This window comes from bacterium (assembly GCA_017744355.1).
In the GTDB taxonomy this organism is placed as follows: domain Bacteria; phylum Cyanobacteriota; class Sericytochromatia; order S15B-MN24; family UBA4093; genus JAGIBK01.
In genome coordinates, this window is record JAGIBK010000002.1 from 1 (window position 1) to 15,903 (window position 15,903).

The following is a 15,903-nucleotide window of genomic DNA, read 5'->3' on the forward strand; positions in this document are numbered from 1 at the left end:
GTGTACGGGTTGTCGCGCCAGCGGCAAATGCCCGGTAGCTGTGTCCGGAGCGGATAAACGCTGAAAGCATCTAAGTGTGAAGCCCACCTGAAGATGAGTTCCCCCACAGGGTTAACCTGGTAAGACCCGCAGAAGAACACTGCGTTGATAGGCGGCCGGTGGAAGGGTAGCAATACCTGTAGCCAAGCCGTACTAATCGGTCGAGGGCTTGACCTACTCTTTCAACTGAAAGAGCTTTGGCCCGTTCAACCACAAAAATCTTCTCCCGTGCAGTCGTCAGAGTACAGCGCCCGCGGCTAACCCCGTAGGCAAAGCACTCGATAAGTTTCTGGTGATTAGGCGGCTTGGTCCCACCCGTTCCCATCCCGAACACGGTCGTGAAACGAGCCAGCAGCGAAAATACTTGGCGGGAGACCGCCTGGGAAGATAGCCCATCGCCAGATTACTCAGCCCTCGAGGCGCCTCCCCTGCGAAGGGTCGAGGCGCCTCGGGCTTTTTGTACGTCTAATTTATGAGCACCCAAGAGAAGGGCCGGCGCATCGCGCCGGCCCTTCTTGGTGTTTCTTTTACGCTCGGGTGCGGGGCGTATCGCCGCTGACCTCTTGGGCGAGGATGATGGCGTCCGCGACCTCCTTGAGGGGCTTGCGCTTGTCCATACTGAGCTTCTGGATCTTGCGGAAGGCGGCGGCCTCAGTCATCCCGAAGGACTCCATGAGGATACCCTTGGCCTTCTCGACCATCTTCCGGGTCTCGAGCGTTTCCTTGAGGCTGCCGACTTCCTTCTCGAGGGTCGAGAGCTCTTCGGCTCGGGCGAGGACCACCTCGATAGTGGGGAGCAGGTCGTGCTCCTTGACCGGCTTGACCAGGAACCCGAAGACACCGAGTTCGACGGCGCGCTCCACCAGCTCGGGCTGGCTATAGGCCGTGAGCATGATCGTGGGGATGCGACGGTTGCGATTGATCTGACTGATGGCTTCGAGCCCGTCCATCTTGGGCATCTTGATGTCCATCAGGATGAGGTCGGGCGTGAGCTTCTCGGCGAGCTCGACGGCCATCTGGCCGTCCGAGGCCTCGCCGACGATTTCGTGGCCTTGTTCCTTGAGCATTTCGCGCATATCGAGGCGGATGATGGATTCGTCGTCTACCAGCAGGATACGCAGCTTCTTCTTGTCCATGTTGGCTTAGCCCCTTTCTGAAACGGGGATGGAGACGGTGACGGTGGTGCCTTGTGAGGAACTCTCGATCGCGATGTCGCCGCGGAGGTCCTGCTGGGCGAGGGTGTAGATGATTTCCCAGCCCAGGTTGGCGTCCTTCTGAGGGTCGAAGTCGGCCGGCAGGCCGATACCGTCGTCGTGAAGGACGATGTGCAAAACGTCGGGCTCGGCCAAGGTGACCGTGAGCTCGACGCGCCCCTGGGTGCGCCCGGTGAAGGCGTGCTTGAAGGTGTTCTGCAGTAGCTCGTTGATGATGAGTGCCACCGAGGTGGCCTTGGCCGAGCTGAGGGTAACGGATGAGGAAGGCGCCATCACCCGGGCGTCGATCTGCTTTTCGGGCGGGATCATGCTCTGCAGCGAGGCCGAGAGCAGGTTGTAGGCGAGCTCCTTGATGTCCACCATCTCGACGTCTTCGTGCGAGAGGTACTCGTGGACCAGGGCGATGCTCGAGATGCGGTCGATGCAGTCGCTGAGGATGCTCTTGACCTCGGTGTTGCGGCTGCGCCGCTGCTGAAGCCTGAGAAGGGCTGCAACCGTCTGGAGGTTGTTCTTCACCCGGTGGTGAACCTCCCGGATGATCGTCTCCTTGATAGCGAGCTCGCGGTCCTTCTCCTTGATCTCGCTGATGTCGCGCAGCACGAGGATAGAGGCGACCTGCTCATCCGCGGGCTCCAGGGGAAGGGTCCGCACGCTGACGGCCATCTGGGGCGTCAGGAGCTCGGTCTCTTCGTAGATGGCGTTGGAGGCGACGAGGCGCTTCTCGCGGTTGGCGAGGAAGGTGTCTGCCCACGAGAGGCCTTCGAGGAGCTCGGGCAGGCCCATCCGGCGGGCAAGGTTTGCGGCCGAGTGGCTCGCATGGACGATCTGTCCGCCTTGGTTGAGGAGCAGCAGGGCATCGCCGGGCTGGATGGAGGGGAGCGTCAGCTCGCTGGTACGAGACTTGGAAAGCAGGGTCTGGACCGTGCGCGAGATGGCGGTGCGATACAGTTCACGCTTCTCTTCGGTGTGCTTGACCTGGTCGTAGAGGTTGCGCTCGACCACCAGGAGGGCGCAGACCTCTTTGCCGTTGCCCATGGGATAGATGACCTGTCCCATGGGCTGACCGTTGATGACCTTGCCCGTGGCTCCCTCGGTGATCGCTCCACTGCGCAGGGCGGCGAACAGGGGTGGTGCGCTGTCCGGTTCGACGACCTGCCCGAGCAGGGAGCGTGCGTAGAAGGACTCGCGCACCGTGGGCTTGGCCTCGGCCACGACGACAAGGCGCTGTTCGGGCGTCGGAACGTAGATCAACAGATCCGCCGGGATCATGTCCGCCAAGAAAGGCAGCTGACGCGCCATGGCGGCGATCCACCGTCGGTGCCCCTCGTTTGGCACGAGATCCATCAGATGGGGGGCGTTGGCCGAGGGCGGGATCGTGTTGATCGCCATGCTAGCCTCGGCTGATGCGGGCGAAACGTCGCTTACCCACCTGGATGATGAGACCTTCGGCGGGGATGGCGACCGTGGCTTGAGGGTCCGAGACGGTGGTTGCTTCATCCCCCTGGTGCAGCTTGATGCCGCCTTGCTGGATGAGGCGCCGGGCCTCGCTGGTGGAGGCGACGAGTTTGGCCCCGCTCAGGAGGGCCAGGATGCCGGCGGTGTCCCCTTCGAGGCCCAGAGAGGCGAGCGTCACCTCGGGCATGTCGTCGGGGATTTGACGCTGCTGGAACTGGCGGACGAAGGCATCTTCGCCCCGCTGACCTGCCTCGGGACCGTGGTAGCGCGAGACGATGGCGCGCGCCAGGCGCATCTTGGCATCGCGCGGGTGCAGGGTGCCGGCCTTGTAGCCCGCAAGGGTCTCTTCGATCTCGGAGAGCGACAGGCAGGATGCGAGCCGGTAGTAGTTTTCGAGGAGGGCGTCAGGGACGGACATGACCTTGCCGTACATGTCTTCGGGGGCGTCCGTGAGGCCGATGTAGTTGTTGAGGGACTTGGACATCTTCTGGACGCCGTCGGTGCCCTCGAGGATGGGGTAGAGCATGACGACCTGGGCGGGCTTGCCGGCGCTCTCCTGGAGCTGGCGGCCCATCAGGTTGTTGAACTTTTGGTCGGTGCCGCCCATCTCGATGTCGGCGTCGATGACCACCGAGTCGTGGCCCTGCAGCAGGGGATACATGAACTCGTGCAGGCCGATGGGGTCATTGCGCTCGTAGCGCTTGGCGAAGTTGTCGCGGGCGAGCATCTGGGCGACGGTGGTCTGGGCCGTCAGCTTGAGGCAGTCGACCATGCTCATCTTGGCGAGCCACTCGGAGTTGTAGCGGACCTCGGTCTTGGAGAGGTCGAGCACGAGCCCCAGCTGCTCGAGGTAGGTCTTGGCGTTGGCGTTGACCTCGTCGGTCGAGAGCGGGGGACGGGTGGCTTCCTTGCCGGTCGGATCGCCGATGGTCGCGGTGAAGTCGCCGATGATGATGACGACCTGGTGCCCCTTGTCCTGGAAGCGGCGCAGGGCGTTGAGAACCACGGCGTGGCCGATGTGAAGGTCGGGCTTGGTCGGATCGAAGCCGAGCTTGACGCGCAGGGGCTTGCCGGCACGCTCCTTGAGCTTGGCTTCGAGGCCGCCGTGGGGCAGGACCTCGGCGGCGCCTTGGGTCAACTCGGCGATCTCGGGAGCGGGCGTGGTCTGAACGGTCAAAGGGCTATCTCCATGGGTCATCGGGGTCGTCGGTTAAACAAACTTATCACTCTTCTTTAGATTATAGCGATCGCCTTCTGCCCGTGTAAAGCCAGCCTTCAAGCGGCCATAGGGCAAGCGGCATCAGCCTTTCGATCGCTGGATGAAGCCTTGCTTGCCAGTGTTTCTAGCTTTGTTAGGTTTTGCCCCGGGAAATGCCCCCCAGACGGCCTTTGTCCTTGCGAGGCAATGGTGCTAGAATGTTGGTAACTTGCTAACAGCGCTCAGGAGTGACGAGCCGGACGAACCAGGCTTGAATGCGAGGTGCAACTCCCGCATGAGCGTTTCAAATTTTCACCCATGGACTGAACCATGGAACATACCGAACGCAAGGAAAGGATTTGCGATTATGATGGCTGAGAAGGTCGTACCCTCGAAACCCTACTTCCCCGGTCTTGAAGGGGTCGTGGTGGCGATTTCGCAGATTACCTCGATCAATGGGACCGAGGGCAAGCTCATGTACCGTGGGTACAACATCCACGAGCTCGCCGAGCACTCGACCTACGAAGAGGTCGTTTACCTGTTGTTCAACGGTGAGCTGCCGACCGATGCCCAGCTGTCCGCGCTCAAGCAGCAGCTCGTGGCCGAGCGCGCCCTGCCCGCTCAGGTGCTCGACGTCCTGCGCTTGATGCCCAAGGACGCCAACCCCATGGCCGCGCTGCGCACCGCCGTTTCGGCGCTCGCGTTCTTCGACGCCGAAGCCGAGGACATGTCGGTCGAGGCCAACCAGCGCAAGGCCTTCCGCCTGACGGCCCAGGTCGCGACCATCGTCGCCGCCTTCGACCGCATCCGCAAGGGCAAGGAAGTCCTCGCCCCCCGCGCTGACCTCAGCCACGCCGCCAACTTCCTCTACATGCTGAACGGCGAGGTCCCCAACGAAGTCAACGCCCGCGCCATGGACGTGGCCCTCATCCTCCACGCCGACCACGAGATGAACGCTTCGTCGTTCGCCGCGCGCGTTACGGCTTCGACCCTCTCTGACTTCTACTCGGCGATCACCTCGGCGGTGGGCACCCTCAAGGGCCCCCTGCACGGCGGCGCCAACAGCGAAGTCATGAAGATGCTGCTCACCATCGGCGATGAGGCCAAGGTCGAGGAGTACGTCAAGACTGGTCTCGCCAACAAGCAGCGCTTCATGGGCTTCGGCCACCGCGTCTACAAGACCATGGACCCCCGCGCCACCGTCCTGCGCAAGGTCTCGAAGCAGCTCGGCGAGCGCGCCGGCGACCTCAAGTGGTTCAACATGTCCGAGACCGTCGAGCGTCTGGTCAAGGCCGAGAAGGGCCTGGATCCCAACGTCGACTTCTTCTCGGCGTCGGCCTACTACATGATGGGCATCGACATCGACCTCTACACCCCGATCTTCGCGGTCAGCCGCATCGCGGGCTGGTCGGCCAACGTGCTCGAGCAGTACGCCAACAATCGCCTGATGCGCCCCGACACCGACTACACCGGTGCCAGCGAGCGCAAGTACGTCCCCATGGACAAGCGCTAAGCATCAAGCTCAAAGCGAGGCGGGCCGCAAGGCCCGCCTTTTTTTGCGCCGATCCATCAAAGCGAGAGGGGCCGCCAATCGGCGGCCCCTCTCTTTTGGGATGGGATGCGATTTAGCCGAGCAGGTGCTTGACCCCGTCGCGCTCCTCGTTCAGCTCCTGGAGGGTGGCGTCCATGCGCTCCTTGCTGAAGGCGTCGATGTCGAGGCCCTGGACGATCTTGTAGTCGCCGTTCTCGCAGGTGCAGGGGAAGCCGTAGATGACGCCTTCGGGGATGCCGTAGCTGCCGTCCGAGGGCACGCCCATGGTCACCCACTCGCCGTTGCTGCCGAGGACCCAGTCACGGACGTGGTCGATGGCGGCGTTGGCGGCAGAGGCGGCCGACGAGAGGCCACGGGCCTCGATGATGGCGGCGCCACGCTTGGCGACGGTGGGGATGAAGGTGTCCTTGTTCCAGGCGGCATCGTTGATCATGCCCTGGACGCCCTGGCCGTCGATGGTGGCGAAGCGGTAGTCGGGGTACTGGGTGGCCGAGTGGTTGCCCCAGACGACCATCTTCTTGATGCCGCCGACGGCCTTGCCGGTCTTGCTCGCGAGCTGCGACAGGGCGCGGTTGTGATCGAGGCGCAGCATGGCGGTGAAGTTGCGGGGGTTGAGGTCGGGGGCGCTCTTCATGGCGATGTAGGCGTTGGTGTTGGCGGGGTTGCCGACGACCAGCACCTTGACGTCACGCTTGGCGACCTTGTTGAGGGCCTTGCCCTGGGTCGTGAAGATGGCGGCGTTGGCCTCGAGCAGGTCCTTACGCTCCATGCCCTTGCCGCGGGGACGGGCGCCAACCAACAGGGCGATGTCCGCGTCCTTGAAAGCCACCTCGGGGTCGTCGGTGCCGACCATGCCCGCGAGGAGGGGGAAGGCGCAGTCCTCGAGCTCCATCATCACGCCCTTGAGGGCGGCCTGAGCCACGGGCAGATCGAGCAGCTGGAGGATGACCGGCTGATCCTTGCCCAGCATCTCGCCGCTGGCGATGCGGAACAGGAGGCTGTAGCCGATCTGGCCGGCGGCGCCGGTGACGGCTACGCGAACGGGGGCTTTCATCGTCGAAATTCTCCTTATGGTGGTGCGATCAGGCGCAAAGTGCGCGCAAGCAAGCTTTTGCCGACTGAGTGTAACACGTCGGCAAAGCTTTCCGCCATTCGAAGAAGCTACGGAACGACCCTTACTTGCTTGGGCGACTGGCGGCCCGCCAGAGCTGGTACAGGGCCCAGACGGCGCCCGCCGACAGGACCCCAGCGTCGTGGCGGCGCAGGGGCGGGCGCACGGCCTGGTAGAGGGCGTAGACCATGGGCGCGAGGCGCCGGTGGACCATGCGAGAGGCGGCCGAGCCCTGCATGTAGAGGCGCAGGGGGTGGGTCGGGGTTTTGCGCTTCTGGGCTTCGGCCGGTACGAGCCGGCCGTGGATCATGTCCTTGAGGACGTGGTAGGCGGGCTTCGGCTCGCCCGTGACGCTCAGGAGGCCGAAGTGGTACTCGATTCCCACCACCTCGGCATGGCTGCCGCCCAGCAGGTGGCCCGGCACGGCGTCGTAGAGCTCGTAGACGTTGGCGAGATTGAGCTTGTTGTGGGGCCAGCGCTCGGGCGCCAGGCGATCGGCCAGGTGCGGCAGGGCCTGCGCGTACCAGTCGCGCATGGTCTCGTCGCTGTGGTCCTCGGGGAAGAAGCGAATCCGCACCGGGCGCTTGACCAGGTCCACGTTGGGGCAGCTGGAGTAGCCGAACTCGCCCACGAGCGCCGTCTTGCCGTACCACGCCGAGCGCGGGTCGTTGACCTTGCGCGCCAGCACGTCGATGGGGTCCCAGTGCAGCGGGCCGGAGCCCGGCACCCAGGTGTCGGGGTAGTGGTCCAGCGCGATCGCATCGACGCAATCACCCGCGCGCTCCATGAACTGGTCGGTGAAGTGCTCCCACTCGGTCCAGCCGGGGTAGGAGACGGGGGTGTACTCCGAGACGTTGGAGATGACGTTGTAGACGAGGAAGGCGTCCTCGCCGAGCTCCTGGCGGGCGATGCGGAAGAGGGGTACCAGTGCCTGCCAGCGCACCCCGACCGGCAGGGTGAGGCGCCAGGAGGCCAGGGAGAAGGTGCGGACGTCGAAGAGGTTGAAGTCGTCCTTGAGGTGGGAGACGAAGTTGTTGGGCTCGTTCCAGACCTGCCAGACGCCGACCAGGTCGCCGAACTCGCGGGCACAGAGCCGGCAATACGCGCGCCAGGCCGCAAGGAATGCGTCGAGATCCCGCTCGGCCAGCTCGCAGGCCCAGGCGGGCGGGTTGTAGAGGATGGCGTAGACCGAGCGGCCCGATTGGACCAGGCCCTTGAGGTAGTGGCGGTACCAGCTCACCACCTCTTGCACGACGCGGCCCGGCTCGGGCTCCAGGTGGGCCCAGAGCAGGTCCATCCGAACGTAGCTCACGCCGAGATCACTCAGGTGCTCGATGGCGCGATCGCCGTTACGGTGCAGCGCGTCGAGCGACAGATCGGGCGAGAGACGGGCGGGGTTCACGTTGATCGCCCATTGCAAGGGGGTGGTCATGCGGGGCCCTCCGAGTCACGTCTCCAGTCTAGATCTTGTTCCCCCCTCCTCCAAGAACAAACCCGAGAAGCGGCGATCTGGGGCCATTCGCGGTATAATGCCTCCCGACGAGGTGCTGATTGGTGCAGCTTTCCGACCGAATCCAGGAGTTGCTTTCGCATTTGCCGACCAACCCGGGCGTCTACCTCATGAAGGACGCCGCCGGGCTGATCCTGTACGTGGGCAAGGCGGTCAACCTCAGAAGCCGCGTCCGCTCTTACTTCCGCGAGGACAAGGGGCACTCGCCCAAGGTGCGGGCCCTGGTACGGGTGATCGATCACTTCGAGACCATCTCGACCACCACCGAGGTCGAGGCCCTGGTGCTCGAGAACACCCTGATCAAGCGGCATCAGCCCTATTTCAACATCCTGCTCAAGGATGACAAGACCTATCCCTGGCTCAAATTGACCCTCAACGAGCCTTATCCCCGCCTGGTCGTCACTCGCAAGCGCCTGAACGACGGCGCGCGCTACTTCGGTCCCTATCCCGATGCCGGGGCCATGTACGCGACCCTGCGACTTATCAAGCAGCTCTTCCCGCTCAGACAGCGCCCTACCCCCCAGTTCCGCGATCGCCCCTGCCTCAACTACGCCATCGGCCGCTGCCTGGGCCCGTGCCAGGGCATGGTTTCGGTGCCGGAGTACAGGGAGATGGTGAACAAGGTCATCAGCTTCCTCGAAGGGCGCCACAAGGACTTGCTGCGCGACCTCAAGGCCCAGATGGCCGAGGCCTCCGAGGCCCTCGACTTCGAGCGCGCGGCCAAGGCGCGCGATGCGATCGCCGCCATCACGAGCCTCTTGGAGGAGCAGAAGGTCGAGGCCAACCGTGAGACCGACCAGGACGTGGTGGCGATCGCCTGCGACGAGCTGTCGGCTTGCATCCAGCTCTTCGAGGTGCGCGAGGGCAAGGTGATCGGCCGCCGCGCCTTCACCCTTGAACGGGCCGACTCCGAGCCCGCCGAGGTGCTGGGAGCCTTCCTTGCCCAGTATTACGACGGGACCGCCGCCGGGGCGCGGGTGCCCAAGGAGATCCTGCTGCCCGAGAGCGTGCCCGACCAGGAGGTGCTCGCTGCCTTCTTGGCCGAGAAGCGTGGCAGCAAGGTGGCGCTCCTGGTGCCGCAGCGCGGCGACAAGTTGAAGCTCTTGGAGATGGTGGCCTATAATGCCCAGCAGGCCCTCGAGCAGGAGCGTCTCCGGCGCTGGGCGGCGATCGAGAAAGGTCCTCAGAAGGCACTTCGCGAGCTGGCCGACGCCCTCGGCCTCTCGGAGGTGCCGCACCGGATCGAGGGCTACGACATCGCCCACGTGCAGGGTTCGGACACGGTCGCGTCCATGGTGGTCTTCGAGGGTGGGGTGCCGGCCAAGGCCGAGTATCGCCGCTTCAAGATCAAGTCCGTCGAGGGCATCGACGACTTCGCCTCCATGCACGAGGTGGTCAAGCGCCGCTTCAAGCATGTCGCCGAAGGGGCGGACCCCGGGGGGCGCTGGAGCATGCCCGATCTGGTCCTGATCGACGGCGGCAAGGGACAGCTTGGTTCCGCCGTCGCCGCCCTGGACCGCCTGGGGGTCGAGGTGCCCATCTTCGGCCTGGCCAAGCAGTTCGAGGAGATTTACCTGCCCGGGCGCAAGGACCCGATTCGCCTGGCGGAGACCTCGCCGGCCCTGCACCTGATCCAGCGGGTGCGTGACGAGGCCCACCGCTTCGCCAACACCTTCCACGGCAAGCTGCGTGGCAAGCGCATGACGCGGTCGGTGCTGGACGACGTGCCGGGCATCGGTGAGAAGCGCAAGCTTCACCTGCTCAAGGCCCTTGGGTCGGTGGAGGCCATGCGCGCCCTGAGCGTCGACGAGCTTGCCTCGCGCGGCGGGTTGCCCCAGCGGGTAGCCGAAACACTGTACTCTCGCCTGCATCCGCGTGCAGGGCACTCGTAACGGAGCATACGCCGGTTGTCATCACCTGCCTCTTACAAGCTGATCGCTTGCGCGCTTGCTGCCACGACGCTCCTCTCGCTGGAGGGCGTGCTGGGACCTGATGCCCGCGCGGCGGATCCGATCAAGGCCCACCAGGATCGCCTGCACGAGATCCACCAGCGTCTGGAAGCCACGCGCCAGCGGGTCAAGACCCTCAGGCGACAGGAGCACAAGACGGTCGATCAGCTCTCGGACCTGCAGCAGAAGCTAGAGCGCACCAGCGTCCAGCTCGAAGACTCGGAGTTCAGGCTCGATCGCGCCCAGAAGCAGCTGGAGGCGACCAAGGTCGCTCTCGGCAAGGCCAAGACCCGCTTCGCGCGCGAGCAGGTGCTGGCGCGCAGCCGCCTGCGGGCCATCTACAAGCATCGTCAGGCGGATTACTGGGAGGCGCTGCTGACCGCGCCGGATCTCTCCACCTTCACGATGCGCTACCAGTATTTCAAGCACATCTCTCAGACCGACGCCGAGCTGTTGCACCGGCTCGACAATCGCCTTTCCGATATCACCGTCCAGCGCAAGCGGTACGGGGCGACGGTCCAGACCATCGCCACCGTCACCGACAACATCAAGCAGCAGAAGGAAGAGATCCAGGACAACACCGAGCAGACCACCGAGCTGCTCGAGCGGATCCGTAGCCAGCGGGCCGAGGCCGAGGCCGCGATCGCCCAGCTCGAACGCGACAGTCAGCAGATCGAGGCCATGATTCGCCGCCTGATGGCCGCGCGCCGGCGCATGCCGCGGCTCGGCACCGGGCGTTTCGCCCGTCCCGTCGACTCGCCCATCGGCAGCGGCTTCGGCATGCGCTACCACCCGATCCTGCACGTCAATCGCCCCCACCGAGGCCTGGATTTCAGCGCCCCATCAGGCACCCCCATCAAGGCGGTGGATCGTGGAGTGGTAATATGGAGCGGGTGGTTCGGCGCCTTCGGCAAGCTCGTCATCATCGACCACGGCGGGGATCTGACCACGCTCTACGCTCACACCAGCCGCATCGTCGTCTCCAAGGGTGACCCCGTCGAGCGCGGGCAGCTCATCGCCTACAGCGGCTCTACGGGCCTCTCGACCGGTCCCCACCTGCATTTCGAGGTCCGGCGCAACGGCACCCCCGTCGATCCGTTAGGGTTTTTGCGGTAGGGGTACAACTGAACCCGAGTGAGCCCCAGGCTCTTATTTGGAAGGATGTCAGATGAAGCGTAACTTCGGCAACGTCATGGTGGTAATGGGCCTGATGGCGGCCTCCTTCGGGATCGGCATGGGCGTTCATCCTCTCAAGGTGGCGGCCGAGACGCATTCCTTCTCGACCTTCCGGCAGGTCTACGACCTGGTCAAGAGCGAGTTCATCGACGGCAAGGTCCAGGAGAACAAGCTGGAGTACGGCGCCATCCGCGGCCTGCTCGAGAGCCTCGACGACCCCTACACCCGCTTCATGGAGCCCAAGGTCTTCAAGTCGATGCAGGACGAGCGTCACGGCTCGTTCTTCGGGATCGGCATCCAGATCGGCATGAACAAGGACAAGCACCTCTCGGTCATCGCGCCGATCGAGGACACCCCTGCCGCCAAGGCCGGCCTCAAGAGCGGCGACCACATCGTCGAGATCGACGGCAAGACCACCAAGTCCATGGCCATCGAGGAAGCCGTCTCCCACATCCGCGGCAACAAGGGCACCAAGGTTACCCTCAAGATCCAGCGCGGCGCCCAGAAGCCCTTCGACGTCGCCATCATCCGCGACTCGATCGCCACCAAGGCCGTCAAGACCCGCGATCTCGAGAGCAACATCGGCTACATCCGTCTCTCGACCTTCATGAACGAGAACGCCGACCAGGATATGCGCCTGGCCCTCGACAAGTTCAAGAACAAGAGCGCGCTGGTGCTCGACCTGCGCGGCAACCCCGGCGGTCTGCTGCCCAACGCCGTCAGCATCGGCTCCATGTTCATCGACAAGGGCGTCCCGGTCGTCCAGATCGTGGACCGCGAGGGCAACCGCGAGACCCTCGACTCGACCGGCCGCCTGGCCATCCCCAAGAACAAGCCGGTGGTGGTGCTGGTGGACGGCGGCTCGGCCTCGGCTTCCGAGATCCTCTCGGGCGCGCTTCAGGACACCCACCGCGCGACGCTGGTCGGCACCAAGACCTTCGGCAAGGGCCTCGTCCAGACCGTCCACGCGCTGGACGGCGGCTCGGGGGTGGCCATCACCACCAACAAGTATCTGACCTCGGGCGGCAACGACATCAACAAGAAGGGGATCACCCCCGACGTGGTGGTCGAGTTCCCGCAGCTTGCGACCGCGTCCGCCGAGCTCGAGGAGATGCCCACCCTCGACGATCTGATCAAGGACGGCAAGGACGTCCAGCTCAACAAGGGCATCGCGATCCTCAAGGAAAAGCTCGCGAAGAAGTAGACCCGTTCACGCGAAAGGGGGGTGGCTCAGGCCACCCCCCTTTCGCGTACGGTCTCAGGGCGAAGGGGAGACGCTCGGCGTCGCGGGCTTTTCGCCCCGCAGCTGGTAGAGGCGGCCGGCCTTGGTGTCCACGAAGAACGGTGAGCCGTCCGGGGCCAGGGCGATCGCCCCCGGCGCGTCGATGGCGGCACGGCGGGCGTCGTCGGCCTCGTCCGAGTGGCCGCCCTTGCCGTTGCCGGCCACGGTCCAGATGGGGCCACCCGGTCGGATCCAGCGGATGCGGCGGTTGCCCGTGTCCGAAACGAGCAGATCCCCCCCGGGCAGCACCACCACCCCGGAAGGCGAGGCCAGCTGGCTGCTGGCGGCAGGGCCGCCGTCGCCGGCGAAGCCCTCGAGGCCGTTGCCGGCCACGGTGCTGATCGCGCCGTCGGGTGCGATCCGGCGAATGGCATGGTTACCGGTGTCGGCCACGTAGAGGCTGCCGTCCGCGCCCACGTTCAGCGCGAGCGGCGAGTGTAGGGCCGCTTCCTTGGCGGCACCCCCGTCGCCCTCGAACCGGGCGAGGCCGTTGCCGACCACGGTGGTGATGCGACCGTCGGTGTCCACCCGGCGGATGCGGTTGTGGCCCGTGTCGGCGATGAAGAGGGCCCCCTTGGCGTCCGCCTTCACGTCGAAGGGGGTGTCGAGCTGGGCGCTGATGGCGAGCCCACCATCCCCGATGGGGAAGAGGGCGGTGCCGGTGCCGGCGAACGCCTCGAGCGCCCCGTCCTCGAGCATGCGATAGATTCGGTTGGTGGGCGGGTCGGCGAGGAAGGTCGAGCCGGCGGCGAGGGCGAGGCCGGCCGGCCCCTTGACGGTCTGGCCCACGGGCGCGATGACCCGCAGCTGCCCTTCGGGACCGAGCGCCGTGAGCCCTTCGGTCGTGGAGAGCAGGAACCCGTCGGGCCCGATGGCCAGGCCCCGAGGAGCCGAGAGGTCGCCCATGACGGTCGAGAGCGCATAGCGCGGGGCCTGCTCCACTTCGGGAGGGGGCGGGGCCTCCTTGCAGGCGACGAGGGACGCACCGAGCGCGATGGCGGCGGCCAGGGCGAGGGGCTGGTGGCGCATGGCAGAGTTCTCCCTTACGGCGAAAGGGGGCAGGGCCGCTCCATGATGAAGCACCTCTATTCTAGCGAATGTTTGCTCGTTTGAACGAGAGCCCAGGCCGACATAACCCGTCCGAAAACCCCCAAGCCCCGACCTGATGCCGACGAGAGGCGGATGATGTGATAAGATATCGCCTGGACTTGGGAAATGGAGGAAACACATGGAACCGATCAATCTCGGCATCGATCTCGGTCGCTCGGAGACGCGCCTTTTCGACGGCGAGCGCCTCTTCGTGATCCCCACCCTGATCGGGGGCCCCGTGGCGACCATCCGCCGCGGCAACGCCCGGATCGCCGATGATGCCCTCGAAGGTCACCTGTCGGTCAAGATCGGCTCGCATGAGTACTCGCTCGGCCGCCATGCCCAAGAGCAGCCCTTCCTCTTCCCCGTTAACGACGTGGACCTCTTCGCCGACGACCTGAACCTCGCGCTGGTGCTCGGCATGCTGGGCCTCTACGTGCGCCGCATGGGCATCGAGGGCGTTCCCTCGCTCAAGCTCTGCCTCGGCCTGCCCGTGGCCCTCACGCGCCGCGCCGCCTACACCGAGGCGCGCCTGGCCGAGTGGACCAAGACCCACCACTTCGAGTTCTGCGGCGAGCCCATGACCCTCGACCTCGTCCAGATCGACTACATCCCCCAGCCGGTCGGCGCCGTCTACGCAGCCATCCTGGCCGGGCAGCTCGACTACACCCCCACCGAGAACATCGGCGTCATCGACCCCGGTCACCTCTCGACCGACTGGGTGGTCGTGCGCCTTCCCAACGAGCTCAGCGCCTACTCGGGCCAGACCACCGCGGCTGCGGGCTTCCGCCTGACCGAGGCGGTGAGCGTCCATCTGGCCGAGCAGGGTGTCACCCGCCTCGACCCGCTTGCCATCATGGAGTCGCTGACCACCGGCGAGTACGTGGACAACGGCGAGACGCTCCCCGTTCGCGACGAGGTGACCGCGGCGCTGGTCGAGCGCATGGCCCAGCAGATCGCCCTGACGGTCAAGCAGAGCTGGCGCGACCTCTCCATCGACCGCATGGTCCTGGTCGGTGGCTTCGGACGCCTGCTGTACCCCCACCTGACCCAGAACCCCTACTTCCGTGACCTGCAGATGGGGCAAGACTTCCGCTACTACAACGTGCGCGGCACCTACGAGTACGGCATGGCCACCCCCCTGCGCGCCAACGAGGTGATCGCCCAGGCGAACGCCAAGGTCGCCAAGGTCAAGAAGGCGGCCGAGCCCTTCGCCGAGCCCATGGCCGAGGTGGAGGCCTAGCCGCCGATGCTGGGGGCATTCCAGGCCCAGATCCAGCGCCTCTTGCGGCAGTCGGATGACCCGCTCGGGCTCATCACGCCTGATCAGCTCAAGGCCGTTCTCAAGTCGATCGAGGGCAAGTACAACACCCTGCGCGACGAGAACAAGCGCCTCAAGGCCCAGGGCACCGAGCTTCGCGAGGCCAACGACCGTCTCGAGCAGCGGCTTCACGCCATGAGCGTGGAGCTGGACCGCGAGCGTTCGGCTCCGCGGCCCGATCCCGAGGAGCAGGCGCGCCAGCGCTCAGAGTTTGCCGTCGTCCAGCAGGCCACCGAGGCTCTGCGCGAGGAGCTTGCTGCTTCCGAGGCGGCGATCGAGCGTCTGAAGGCGGAGCTCGTCGCGGCCGAAGAAGTGGCCGAGGCTTCCCGCTCGGAGCTGCACGCCGCTCACGCCACGGCCGAGACCCTGCGCAACGAGCTCGCCAAGTCCCAGGCCGCGTGCGATGCCTGGCGCCTGGAGCTGCACGAGGTCCGCAACGACTCCGCCCGCCTGATGGACGAGGCGAGCGAGGCGGGCCTGCGGCTGGAGGCCGCCCAGGACGAGCTGAACGAGGCCCGCGAGGAACTCGTGAGGCTGCGCGAGGCAGTCGCCGAGCGCGATCGCGAGCTGACTGCCTACCGAGGGACCACCATCAGCCCCTTGGAGCACGATACCCTCAAGCAGGAACGCGACGCCCTCAAGCAGCGCCTCTCTGCCGTCGAGACCCGCCTGCGGCAAGAAGAAGCCGCCCGCGACGCGCTGCGCGGCGAGCTGGACAACTCGCGCCACCACACTCAAGTCATCGCCGCCACGACCGATATCAAGATCCAGGAGCGGATCGCGTCCCTGGATCAGGAGAAGGTCACCTTGCGCAACCAGCTCGAATCCGCCCACGCCGAGGCCGAGCGCCTGCGCAAGGAGCTGCACGGCGCCGTCCAGTCGGCTTTCAAGCCTTCCGCGGTGCCAAAGGCCCCTCCCACCAAGTCCACCGCCGCCAAGCCCTCGAATGCCGAGGAGCGCCGCAAGCTCCTGGCTCAGCTGATCAACGGTCAGAACCCCTAACCGGA

Annotated in this window: 12 protein-coding genes and 2 rRNA genes; 8 read left to right on the forward strand and 6 right to left on the reverse strand. The window is 65.5% G+C overall.

The window, feature by feature from the left end:
* Positions 1 to 216: ribosomal RNA gene (locus J7643_05510) — 23S ribosomal RNA — on the forward strand; the annotation flags it as partial.
* Between the two features lie 111 nt (positions 217 to 327).
* Positions 328 to 443 (forward strand): 5S ribosomal RNA (gene rrf, locus J7643_05515).
* A 123-nt stretch (positions 444 to 566) separates the two neighbouring features.
* Here rrf and J7643_05520 read toward each other — a convergent pair.
* Genes J7643_05520 through J7643_05530 form a run of 3 tightly spaced genes read right to left on the reverse strand, consistent with a single transcriptional unit; the run spans position 567 to position 3,906 of the window.
* Entirely contained in the window at positions 567 to 1,175 is a 609-nt protein-coding gene (locus J7643_05520) for a response regulator (GenBank protein ID MBO9540037.1), read from the reverse strand.
* A 6-nt stretch (positions 1,176 to 1,181) separates the two neighbouring features.
* A complete protein-coding gene (locus J7643_05525; protein ID MBO9540038.1) occupies positions 1,182 to 2,642 on the reverse strand; it encodes a histidine kinase N-terminal domain-containing protein in 1,461 nt (486 codons plus the stop codon).
* Position 2,643: 1 nt separating this feature from the next.
* A complete protein-coding gene (locus J7643_05530; protein MBO9540039.1) occupies positions 2,644 to 3,906 on the reverse strand; it encodes a tyrosine--tRNA ligase in 1,263 nt (420 codons plus the stop codon).
* A gap of 370 nt (positions 3,907 to 4,276) precedes the next feature.
* Here J7643_05530 and J7643_05535 point away from each other — a divergent pair, with 370 nt between their 5' ends.
* Positions 4,277 to 5,419: a citrate synthase gene (locus J7643_05535; protein MBO9540040.1), complete on the forward strand. Its 1,143-nt coding sequence runs from the start codon at positions 4,277 to 4,279 to the stop codon at positions 5,417 to 5,419.
* A gap of 112 nt (positions 5,420 to 5,531) precedes the next feature.
* Here the strand turns inward: J7643_05535 and J7643_05540 are convergent, their stop codons facing one another.
* Positions 5,532 to 6,512 carry a malate dehydrogenase gene (locus J7643_05540; GenBank protein MBO9540041.1) on the reverse strand — a complete coding sequence of 327 codons (981 nt, stop codon included), beginning with the start codon at positions 6,510 to 6,512 and terminating at the stop codon, positions 5,532 to 5,534.
* A gap of 121 nt (positions 6,513 to 6,633) precedes the next feature.
* Complete coding sequence (locus J7643_05545) at positions 6,634 to 8,001, reverse strand: family 1 glycosylhydrolase (GenBank protein MBO9540042.1); 1,368 nt, start codon at positions 7,999 to 8,001, stop codon at positions 6,634 to 6,636.
* Positions 8,002 to 8,123: 122 nt separating this feature from the next.
* Here J7643_05545 and uvrC point away from each other — a divergent pair, with 122 nt between their 5' ends.
* The 3 genes from uvrC to J7643_05560 are packed head-to-tail and all read left to right on the forward strand — an operon-like array spanning position 8,124 to position 12,408.
* On the forward strand, positions 8,124 to 9,971 hold the full coding sequence (uvrC, locus tag J7643_05550; GenBank protein MBO9540043.1) for an excinuclease ABC subunit UvrC: 1,848 nt from the start codon (positions 8,124 to 8,126) through the stop codon (positions 9,969 to 9,971).
* A 15-nt stretch (positions 9,972 to 9,986) separates the two neighbouring features.
* Positions 9,987 to 11,144, forward strand: a complete 1,158-nt coding sequence (locus J7643_05555; protein MBO9540044.1) for a peptidoglycan DD-metalloendopeptidase family protein — start codon at positions 9,987 to 9,989, stop codon at positions 11,142 to 11,144.
* Positions 11,145 to 11,196: 52 nt separating this feature from the next.
* Entirely contained in the window at positions 11,197 to 12,408 is a 1,212-nt protein-coding gene (locus tag J7643_05560) for a S41 family peptidase (protein ID MBO9540045.1), read from the forward strand.
* A gap of 54 nt (positions 12,409 to 12,462) precedes the next feature.
* Here the strand turns inward: J7643_05560 and J7643_05565 are convergent, their stop codons facing one another.
* Entirely contained in the window at positions 12,463 to 13,515 is a 1,053-nt protein-coding gene (locus J7643_05565) for a hypothetical protein (GenBank protein MBO9540046.1), read from the reverse strand.
* Positions 13,516 to 13,714: 199 nt separating this feature from the next.
* Here J7643_05565 and J7643_05570 point away from each other — a divergent pair, with 199 nt between their 5' ends.
* Entirely contained in the window at positions 13,715 to 14,818 is a 1,104-nt protein-coding gene (locus tag J7643_05570) for a ParM/StbA family protein (GenBank protein MBO9540047.1), read from the forward strand.
* 6 nt (positions 14,819 to 14,824) lie between these two features.
* Entirely contained in the window at positions 14,825 to 15,898 is a 1,074-nt protein-coding gene (locus J7643_05575) for a hypothetical protein (GenBank protein ID MBO9540048.1), read from the forward strand.
* Positions 15,899 to 15,903 lie beyond the last annotated feature (5 nt).

Bases quoted from the DNA above. Each gene is read 5' to 3' on its own strand.
- J7643_05520 (MBO9540037.1), bottom strand. From the start codon at position 1,175: ATGGACAAGAAGAAGCTGCGTATCCTGCTGGTAGACGACGAATCCATC.
- J7643_05525 (MBO9540038.1), bottom strand. From the start codon at position 2,642: ATGGCGATCAACACGATCCCGCCCTCGGCCAACGCCCCCCATCTGATG.
- J7643_05530 (MBO9540039.1), bottom strand. From the start codon at position 3,906: ATGACCCATGGAGATAGCCCTTTGACCGTTCAGACCACGCCCGCTCCC.
- J7643_05535 (MBO9540040.1), top strand. From the start codon at position 4,277: ATGGCTGAGAAGGTCGTACCCTCGAAACCCTACTTCCCCGGTCTTGAA.
- J7643_05540 (MBO9540041.1), bottom strand. From the start codon at position 6,512: ATGAAAGCCCCCGTTCGCGTAGCCGTCACCGGCGCCGCCGGCCAGATC.
- J7643_05545 (MBO9540042.1), bottom strand. From the start codon at position 8,001: ATGACCACCCCCTTGCAATGGGCGATCAACGTGAACCCCGCCCGTCTC.
- J7643_05560 (MBO9540045.1), top strand. From the start codon at position 11,197: ATGAAGCGTAACTTCGGCAACGTCATGGTGGTAATGGGCCTGATGGCG.
- J7643_05565 (MBO9540046.1), bottom strand. From the start codon at position 13,515: ATGCGCCACCAGCCCCTCGCCCTGGCCGCCGCCATCGCGCTCGGTGCG.
- J7643_05570 (MBO9540047.1), top strand. From the start codon at position 13,715: ATGGAACCGATCAATCTCGGCATCGATCTCGGTCGCTCGGAGACGCGC.
- J7643_05575 (MBO9540048.1), top strand. From the start codon at position 14,825: ATGCTGGGGGCATTCCAGGCCCAGATCCAGCGCCTCTTGCGGCAGTCG.